The organism is Klebsiella sp. PK01 (genome assembly GCF_057624675.1).
In genome coordinates, this window is record NZ_JBYEZM010000012.1 from 78,079 (window position 1) to 86,602 (window position 8,524).

At 54.5% G+C, this 8,524-nt stretch carries 8 protein-coding genes and 2 tRNA genes; 2 read left to right on the plus strand and 8 right to left on the minus strand.

Translation table 11 applies throughout. The features are described 5' to 3' along the window. Positions 1-2: 2 nt before the first annotated feature. The 5 genes from ilvD to ilvL form a co-directional block, all read right to left on the minus strand. Positions 3-1,853: a dihydroxy-acid dehydratase gene (gene ilvD, locus AC22LX_RS24110; protein ID WP_015368896.1), complete on the minus strand. Its 1,851-nt coding sequence runs from the start codon at positions 1,851-1,853 to the stop codon at positions 3-5. 60 nt (positions 1,854-1,913) lie between these two features. After that, the gene (locus AC22LX_RS24115; protein ID WP_008807980.1) at positions 1,914-2,843 is read right to left on the minus strand and encodes a branched-chain amino acid transaminase; all 930 of its coding nucleotides are present in this window, start codon (positions 2,841-2,843) and stop codon (positions 1,914-1,916) included. Positions 2,844-2,862: 19 nt separating this feature from the next. Beyond that, the gene (gene ilvM / locus AC22LX_RS24120; protein ID WP_015368897.1) at positions 2,863-3,120 is read right to left on the minus strand and encodes an acetolactate synthase 2 small subunit; all 258 of its coding nucleotides are present in this window, start codon (positions 3,118-3,120) and stop codon (positions 2,863-2,865) included. Then, on the minus strand, positions 3,117-4,763 hold the full coding sequence (gene ilvG, locus AC22LX_RS24125) for an acetolactate synthase 2 catalytic subunit (protein ID WP_045395543.1): 1,647 nt from the start codon (positions 4,761-4,763) through the stop codon (positions 3,117-3,119). Before ilvG ends, ilvM begins: the two co-directional genes overlap by 4 nt. 140 nt (positions 4,764-4,903) lie before the next feature. Beyond that, a complete protein-coding gene (gene ilvL / locus AC22LX_RS24130; protein WP_001311244.1) occupies positions 4,904-5,002 on the minus strand; it encodes an ilv operon leader peptide in 99 nt (32 codons plus the stop codon). Positions 5,003-5,356: 354 nt separating this feature from the next. Between ilvL and AC22LX_RS24135 the strand changes: the two genes are divergently transcribed. Continuing rightward, positions 5,357-6,877, plus strand: coding sequence for a YifB family Mg chelatase-like AAA ATPase (locus AC22LX_RS24135; RefSeq protein WP_045395541.1), 1,521 nt, complete (start codon positions 5,357-5,359; stop codon positions 6,875-6,877). A 23-nt stretch (positions 6,878-6,900) separates the two neighbouring features. On the opposite strand, the gene AC22LX_RS24140 is transcribed toward AC22LX_RS24135, so the two are convergent. After that, the gene (locus AC22LX_RS24140; protein WP_045362345.1) at positions 6,901-7,239 is read right to left on the minus strand and encodes a MaoP family protein; all 339 of its coding nucleotides are present in this window, start codon (positions 7,237-7,239) and stop codon (positions 6,901-6,903) included. A gap of 118 nt (positions 7,240-7,357) precedes the next feature. Between AC22LX_RS24140 and hdfR the strand changes: the two genes are divergently transcribed. Beyond that, positions 7,358-8,179, plus strand: a complete 822-nt coding sequence (gene hdfR, locus AC22LX_RS24145) for an HTH-type transcriptional regulator HdfR (RefSeq protein WP_487334255.1) — start codon at positions 7,358-7,360, stop codon at positions 8,177-8,179. Positions 8,180-8,281: 102 nt separating this feature from the next. On the opposite strand, the gene AC22LX_RS24150 is transcribed toward hdfR, so the two are convergent. Next, a tRNA-Trp gene (locus AC22LX_RS24150) sits at positions 8,282-8,357 on the minus strand. 52 nt (positions 8,358-8,409) lie between these two features. After that, positions 8,410-8,486 (minus strand) — tRNA-Asp (locus AC22LX_RS24155). Positions 8,487-8,524 lie beyond the last annotated feature (38 nt).

Here is an 8,524-nt window from a genome sequence, read left to right on the forward strand (position 1 = left end):
GATTAACCCCCAAGTTTTGATTTATCGCGCACGGCGCCCTTGTCGGCACTGGTCGCGAGGCTGGCGTAAGCGCGCAGCGCGAAGGAGACCTGGCGCTCGCGGTCTTTCGGCGTCCACGCCTTATCGCCACGCGCTTCTTGCGCTTCGCGACGGGCGGCGATTTCGGCATCGCTGAGCTGCAGTTGGATACCGCGGTTCGGAATATCGATAGCAATCATGTCGCCATCTTCGATGATAGCGATGTTGCCGCCGCTCGCGGCTTCCGGCGATACGTGGCCGATGGAAAGCCCGGAGGTGCCGCCGGAGAAACGGCCATCGGTGATCAACGCGCACGCTTTGCCAAGACCCATGGACTTGAGGAAGGTGGTCGGATAGAGCATCTCCTGCATTCCCGGCCCGCCTTTCGGCCCTTCATAGCGAATAACCACGACGTCGCCTTCCACGACTTTGCCGCCGAGGATAGCCTCAACCGCTTCGTCCTGGCTTTCATAAACTTTCGCCGGGCCGGTAAATTTCAGGATGCTATCGTCGACGCCAGCGGTTTTGACGATACAGCCGTTTTCGGCAAAGTTACCGTACAGTACTGCCAGGCCACCGTCTTTACTGTAAGCATGTTCCAGAGAACGGATACATCCCTCAGCGCGATCGTCATCCAGCGTATCCCAGCGGCAATCCTGCGAGAACGCCTGGGTAGTACGGATCCCCGCCGGACCGGCGCGGAACATTTTTTTCACCGCGTCGTCCTGGGTCACCATCACATCGTACTGTTCCAGGGTCTGCGGCAGCGTCAGGCCAAGGACGTTTTTAACATCGCGGTTGAGTAACCCCGCGCGATCCAGCTCGCCGAGGATACCCAGCACGCCACCGGCGCGGTGCACGTCTTCCATATGGTATTTTTGCGTACTCGGCGCCACCTTACACAGCTGCGGCACTTTGCGGGACAGCTTGTCGATATCACTCATGGTGAAGTCGATTTCGGCTTCCTGCGCCGCCGCCAGCAGGTGCAGTACGGTATTGGTTGAGCCGCCCATTGCGATATCGAGAGTCATGGCGTTTTCAAATGCCGCCTTGCTGGCGATATTGCGCGGTAGCGCGGAAGCGTCGTCCTGCTCGTAGTAGCGTTTGGTCAGTTCAACGATACGTTTACCGGCGTTGAGAAACAGCGCTTTACGGTCGGCATGGGTCGCCAGCAGAGAACCATTACCCGGCTGCGACAGGCCTAATGCTTCGGTCAGGCAGTTCATTGAGTTCGCGGTGAACATACCCGAGCACGAACCGCAGGTCGGACAGGCGGAACGCTCTACCTGTTCGCTCTGATCGTCAGAGACTTTCGGGTCTGCCCCTTGAATCATGGCATCAACCAGATCCAACTTGATGATTTTGTCAGACAGCTTAGTTTTCCCGGCCTCCATCGGGCCGCCGGAAACAAAGATCACCGGAATATTCAACCGCAGGGAGGCCATCAGCATCCCCGGGGTGATTTTGTCACAGTTGGAGATACAGACCATGGCATCGGCGCAGTGGGCGTTAACCATGTACTCGACTGAATCGGCGATGAGCTCGCGGGATGGCAGTGAATAGAGCATACCCCCGTGACCCATGGCGATCCCATCATCCACCGCGATGGTGTTGAATTCTTTAGCGACGCCGCCCGCAGCTTCAATCTGCTCGGCAACCAGTTTGCCGAGATCGCGCAGATGCACGTGCCCTGGAACAAACTGGGTAAAGGAGTTAACAACGGCGATGATTGGTTTGCCGAAATCGGCATCGGTCATCCCGGTTGCGCGCCACAGCGCGCGGGCGCCCGCCATATTGCGGCCATGTGTGGTGGTGGCGGAACGGTACTTAGGCATGCTCTTTTTACTCCCATCTCTGTTTATGCAATGGGACGGTGCGTGCCGTCCCATTTTTAATCACTTACTTACCGGATCCAGCCAGCCCCATTTATCTTCCGTTTCACCGGTGAAGAGGCCAAAGAAGGCTTCCTGAATGCGTTTGGTCACCGGACCGCGGCGGCCTGCGCCGACCTGGATACCGTCAACGCTGCGTACCGGCGTGATTTCCGCAGCGGTACCGGACATGAACACTTCATCCGCCAGGTACAGAGATTCGCGGGACAGCACCTGCTCGCGGACTTCGATACCGAGATCTTTCGCCAGCTTGATGATGGCGTCGCGGGTGATACCCGGCAGCGCGGAAGAGGTAAACGGCGGAGTAAACAGCACGCCATCTTTCACCTCAAACAGGTTTTCGCCTGCGCCTTCGGAGATATAGCCGTTAACGTCCAGCGCGATACCTTCCTGATAACCGTGACGACGCGCTTCGCTGCCGACCAGCAGAGAGGAGAGATAGTTGCCGCCCGCTTTCGCTGCGGTTGGGATGGTGTTAGGCGCCGCGCGGTTCCAGGAAGAAACCATCGCATCGATCCCCTGCTCCAGCGCTTCTGCGCCAAGGTATGCACCCCACGGGAACGCCGCGATGATAACGTCGGTTTTGTAACCGTCTGGCGGGTTAACGCCCATGCCAACATCGCCAACAAACACCAGCGGACGGATATAAGCGCTGGTCAGTTTATTGGTACGGATAACTTCGCGGCAGGCTTCCATCAGCTCGTCAACGCTCTGAGAAACCGGGAAACGGTAGATTTTGGCTGAATCATGCAGACGCTGCATGTGTTCACGATGGCGGAACACCACTGGCCCTTTGTGAGAATCGTAGCAGCGGATACCTTCGAATACCGAAGTCCCGTAGTGCAGCGCGTGGGACATGACGTGTACTTTCGCCTCGCCCCATGGAGTCATCTCGCCATTGAACCAAATGTAATCAGCTTTCTTCGTCGTCATTTTTTTTATTCCTCTGCGCTCAGGCGCGGATTTGTTGTGATGTGGGTTGCTGGATCTCGACGCAGGCGACGTCGACCAGTTTGCGTAACTGACTAAACAGTAATTCGACGGGCCGCTGGCTGGCAACGGTCAGTTCGATATTTATGTTTTGCGCATCCGACGCGGTTTCCATATTCATTGAGCAGATTTGAAAACCGCGATGGCGCACCACGCGCAGCACGCGTTCTAAGGTTTCGGGGTTGAAGCGAGCCTGTAAAGCGACCTGATGTTGCATCATGATAATTTCTCCAGCATTTCTGCATTACTGGCGCCGGGCGGCACCAACGGCCAGACATTCTCAAGTTCATCGATTGAGACATGAAGCAGGTATGGCCCCTGGCTCGAAAGCATGGTGTCGAGTGCCGCTTCAACCTGGTCTTTACGGGTGATGTGCTGGCCTGGAATGCCGAAAGCGCTGGCCAGCGTAAGAAAATCAGGATTATCGGTAAGCGTGGTTTCGCTGTAACGCTCCTGGAAGAACAGTTGCTGCCACTGGCGAACCATACCTAAACGTTGGTTATCCAGCAGCACGATTTTCAACGGTAACTGCTTGCGCTTAACGGTGCCCAGCTCCTGCACGTTCATCATGAAAGAGCCATCGCCGGAGATACAGATAACCGTATCGTCCGGGCGGGCCACCTGCGCACCGACGGCTGCCGGCAGGCCGAAGCCCATGGTGCCCAGGCCGCTGGAAGTGATGAAATTTTCCGGACGGGTATAGGTCATGTGCTGGGCCGACCACATTTGGTGCTGGCCGACATCGGTCGTCACGACGCAATCCGCCGGTTTGCGATCGGAAAGCTGCTTGAGCAACAGCGGCGCGTAGATCGCCTCGCCGGGATGATCGTAACGCCAGGCGTGCTCCGCGCGCAGCTGCGCGTTGTGCTCGCGCCACGCATCGATGGCCAACGGCTGCTGCAACGCTGGCAGCATGGCGTTTAAATCTCCAGTTAAAGCGACGTGCGCCTGGCGCAGTTTGTTCAGCTCGGCCGGGTCAATATCCATATGGATTACTTTGGCGTGCGGGGCAAAGGTATTCAGCTTGCCGGTCACCCGGTCATCAAAACGGGCGCCGACGGCAATCAGTAAATCGCACTCCTGCACCGCCAGATTTGCCGCCTTGGTGCCATGCATACCGAGCATGCCAAGGTAATACGGATAATCCGCGGCAACGGCGCCCAACCCTTTCAGGGTGCAGGTGACAGGCATCTTCGTCACCGCCAGAAATTTGCGCACGGCCGGTACCGCTTGCGCCATTCCGACGCCGCCGCCCACGTACAGCATCGGCTTATGGGACTGCGCAAGCATCGCTAACGCCTGCTCGACTTCTGCGTGAGGAAACTCAACATCGTCAGGAACGGTAGAGAAATGCGGATCTAATTCGCCTTTAGCCAGCTGGATATCCTTAGGGATATCAACCAGTACCGGCCCAGGACGGCCTGAGTTTGCCACCTGGAAAGCTTCCGCGATCACGCGCGGCAGCTCTTCCAACGACTGCACCAGGAAACTGTGTTTGGTGCAGGCCAGCGACAAACCGAGAACGTCCACTTCCTGAAAAGCATCGGTGCCGATAAACGGCGCCGCCACCTGGCCGGTGATCGCAACAACAGGCACGGAATCAAGTAACGCATCCGCCAAACCGGTGATCAGGTTGGTGGCGCCAGGGCCGGAAGTGGCGATGCAGACTCCGGTTTTGCCGGTCGCGCGGGCATAACCGATAGCGGCCATTGCGGCGCCCTGCTCGTGTCGACACAGCAGGTGTTCCACGCCGCCGTCATACAATGCATCGTAAACCGGCATAATCGCGCCACCCGGATAGCCAAATACCGTATCGACACCCTGTGTTCGCAAAGCATGTACCACCCACTGCGCCCCGTTCATAGTTACTTCCCCGTCATAGATCGGGAGAAACAGAATTTTATGCTAAAACCCATCTTCTGCTCCTCGCTTATGTTTTTTAAGTTATAAAAAAACCCCCGGACCTTTCGGTGCGGGGGTCTTAGTTCGTTAAGGCTTGATTTCTAAGCCTTTCCTCGTCCAAGTGCAGCCCCGCACGGTGGGATAATAATCACCACCACGCTAATCACGACCAGGCTAATCACTCGTAGAAGGGCTGTCATTTTCTGTTCTTTCTGGCTTCTTGTTCGAAGGAATACCTAAAGAGTTACCACAGACATCACATTAAGCACAAGATTTTTTTATGTTCCATTTTCTGATCTTGCTAACGATTTTTATTAAACCAGTTGTTTTTAAAAAGAAAAAAATAAAATGAAAAAAATTCAGCTTATTCTCGCGTTTGCTGCAGTGTTTCACGGCATTAAAACGGCTTCATGACGGATTTTCGCGCGTACTCCCAAGACAATGAAAATGCAAAACTTTGCAGGTAATTGTCTGGAACAGGCAACGTAAAATTAAATATTCACAGGTTTATGAAACCGTTTGAATAGACATAATCATTCCGCTCAGGAGGCGTTATGTCACTCGCAATTGTCTATACCCGCGCGGCGCTCGGGGTCAGCGCGCCGCTAATTACTGTCGAAGTCCATATCAGCAACGGACTCCCCGGCTTGACGATGGTCGGTCTACCGGAAACCACGGTAAAGGAAGCCCGCGATCGGGTGCGTAGCGCCATTATTAACAGCGGCTACAGCTTTCCAGCGAAGAAGATAACCATCAATCTCGCACCCGCCGATCTGCCCAAAGAAGGAGGGAGATATGATTTACCTATTGCTCTCGCGCTCCTGGTCGCTTCGCAGCAGCTTGCCGCACCGAAACTTAATCAGTATGAGTTTATTGGCGAATTAGCCCTTACAGGCGCGTTACGCGGCGTTCCAGGGGCTATATCCAGCGCTATGGAGGCAATAAAAGCCGGGAGGAAGATCATCGTTGCCGGAGATAATGCCGAAGAGGTCGGTTTGATTGGCGGCAATGAGTGCCTTATAGCCGGACACCTGCAGGAAGTTTGCGCGTTTCTGGAGGGGAAACATACTCTGCAACCGCCAGCTGGCGAAATCGCGACAGACGACAATGATTATGACGATCTCGGCGATGTCATTGGCCAACAGCAGGGAAAACGCGCGCTGGAGATAGTCGCAGCTGGCGGTCACAATTTGCTCTTGATGGGTCCGCCGGGGACAGGAAAGACGATGCTCGCCAGCCGTTTACCGGGGCTTTTACCGCCGCTAACCAACCAGGAAGCGCTGGAAAGCGCGGCTATTCTCAGCCTCGTCAATGCTCATTACGTCACGCGCCAGTGGCGTCGGCGGCCTTTTCGCGCCCCTCACCATAGCGCTTCGCTAGCGGCGATGGTCGGCGGCGGCTCAATCCCGGCCCCTGGAGAGATCTCCCTTGCACATAACGGTATTCTGTTTCTTGATGAACTACCCGAATTCGAACGTCGGGTTCTGGATGCACTACGAGAGCCCATCGAATCAGGAAAAATTCATCTTTCCCGCACTCGGGCTAAGATTGATTATCCCGCAAGATTTCAGCTGATTGCCGCCATGAACCCCAGCCCAACAGGACATTATCAGGGTCAGCATAATCGGGCCACGCCGGAACAGACCCTACGCTACCTGGGCCGATTATCAGGGCCATTTCTCGACCGCTTCGATCTTTCGCTTGAAATTCCGCTCCCTCCGCCGGGCGTATTAAGCCGGGGTGGCGGCGGCGAAGAGCGAAGCGCCACCATCCGATTACGGGTATTAGCGGCGCGCGACAGACAGCTCGTACGGCAGAATAAACTGAACGCGCAACTGGATAGCGGGGAGATAAAAGTCTGGTGCAAGCTGAAAGAAGACGACGCGATATGGCTGGAACAGACGCTGTCACTATTAGGGCTTTCAATCCGCGCATGGCAACGTTTACTGAAAGTTTCGCGTACTATCGCCGATCTTAATGAGGATAGGGATATTGAACGTCATCATTTGCAGGAGGCGCTAAGCTACCGGGCTATCGACCGCATGTTAAATCACCTGCAGACGCTGATGGCATAAAAAAAGGGCTTTCGCCCTTTTTTTTAATCGTCGCTTTCAGTGTAGTCTTCAGCGCCTTCAACCTGCGGCTTGCCGCCAGATAAGGTATGAAAACGCTTCGGACGTTTGATTCGCGCCATATACTTAATCCAAACGCGTTCCGCGTCGGTTACTGGCTCACGTTCGCCGTGACATACCGCAACGAACTGTTTTTCATCTTCGGTAACAGGCTCGCGTTTACCCAATTCCAGCTCATTAAAGGCGTAACCATGACGTTCAAGCAGTTGCGCCTCTTTGATGGTGAAATCACCGTGACGGGAGAACCCGCGTGGATAATTTTTATTGTCGAAAAAACGATTAGTCGTCGTAAAGCTTTCCGCCATCCTACACGCTCCTGATTCTTTGGCCGAGCTATTTATGGCGCGGAGTATTAGTTACGCTTGACAGAGCGTCAAACAAAACATTTAAATCATCACGACAAATAATTTTGCGGAGAAGAGTGTGGACACGGAATTGCTCAAAACTTTCCTTGAAGTGAGCAGAACTCGCCACTTTGGGCGGGCAGCGGAAGCGCTTTATTTAACACAATCAGCGGTTAGCTTCCGCATTCGTCAGTTGGAGAACCAGCTGGGCGTAAATTTATTCACCCGCCATCGTAACAATATTCGCCTGACGTCAGCCGGCGAGAAACTGTTGCCCTATGCCGAAACGTTGATGAATACCTGGCAGGCCGCGCGTAAGGAGGTCGCCCACTCTTCTCGCCATAATGAATTTTCGATCGGCGCCAGCGCATCGCTGTGGGAATGCCTGTTGAACGGTTGGCTGGGGACACTCTACAACGATCCCTATAACCTGCAATTTGAGGCGCGGATAGCCCAGCGCCAGTCATTAGTAAAGCAGTTGCATGAACGCCAGCTTGATCTCCTGATCACCACTGAATCACCGAAGATGGATGAATTAAGCAGCCAGTTATTGGGTCATTTCACCCTGGCGCTCTATTGTGCCACGCCGGGAAAAAATAAGAATGATTTAAACTACCTGCGCCTGGAATGGGGACCAGACTTCCAGCAAAACGAAGCGGGTTTGATCGGTAGCGATGATGTGCCGCTGTTGACAACGAGCTCCGCCGAACTGGCTTATCAGCAACTCAGTACGCTGAACGGTTGTACCTGGTTACCCGTTAGTTGGGCACAGCAGAAAACCGGCCTGCACACGGTGACCGATAGCGCGACGCTTTCACGTCCTCTGTATGCCATTTGGCTACAAAATAGCGATAAGCAGGCACATATTCGCGAGATCCTGAAAAGCAGCATCCTGGAATAGCGATCTGACTCCATGGATGGAGTGACCAAAAGGCAAGAAAGGCAGTGTGAGGGAAGAAATTAAAGACAAAAAAAATCCTTTGCCGAAGCAAAGGATTATATATGGCAGGGGCGGAGAGACTCGAACTCGCGACACCCGGTTTTGGAGACCGGTGCTCTACCAACTGAGCTACGCCCCTAAATCTTTCTCGCTATTAAGCCCGCTAATATAGCAGGCTTAATATAAATAAGTGGCGGAACGGACGGGACTCGAACCCGCGACCCCCTGCGTGACAGGCAGGTATTCTAACCGACTGAACTACCGCTCCACCGAATTTTTTCTACATCTACCGGTTTAATGCCCCGG

Coding starts and splice junctions, on each gene's coding strand:
- AC22LX_RS24135 (WP_045395541.1), top strand. CDS start 5,357: ATGTCACTCGCAATTGTCTATACCCGCGCGGCGCTCGGGGTCAGCGCG.
- ilvL (WP_001311244.1), bottom strand. CDS start 5,002: ATGACAGCCCTTCTACGAGTGATTAGCCTGGTCGTGATTAGCGTGGTG.
- ilvD (WP_015368896.1), bottom strand. CDS start 1,853: ATGCCTAAGTACCGTTCCGCCACCACCACACATGGCCGCAATATGGCG.
- AC22LX_RS24140 (WP_045362345.1), bottom strand. CDS start 7,239: ATGGCGGAAAGCTTTACGACGACTAATCGTTTTTTCGACAATAAAAAT.
- AC22LX_RS24115 (WP_008807980.1), bottom strand. CDS start 2,843: ATGACGACGAAGAAAGCTGATTACATTTGGTTCAATGGCGAGATGACT.
- ilvG (WP_045395543.1), bottom strand. CDS start 4,763: ATGAACGGGGCGCAGTGGGTGGTACATGCTTTGCGAACACAGGGTGTC.
- ilvM (WP_015368897.1), bottom strand. CDS start 3,120: ATGATGCAACATCAGGTCGCTTTACAGGCTCGCTTCAACCCCGAAACC.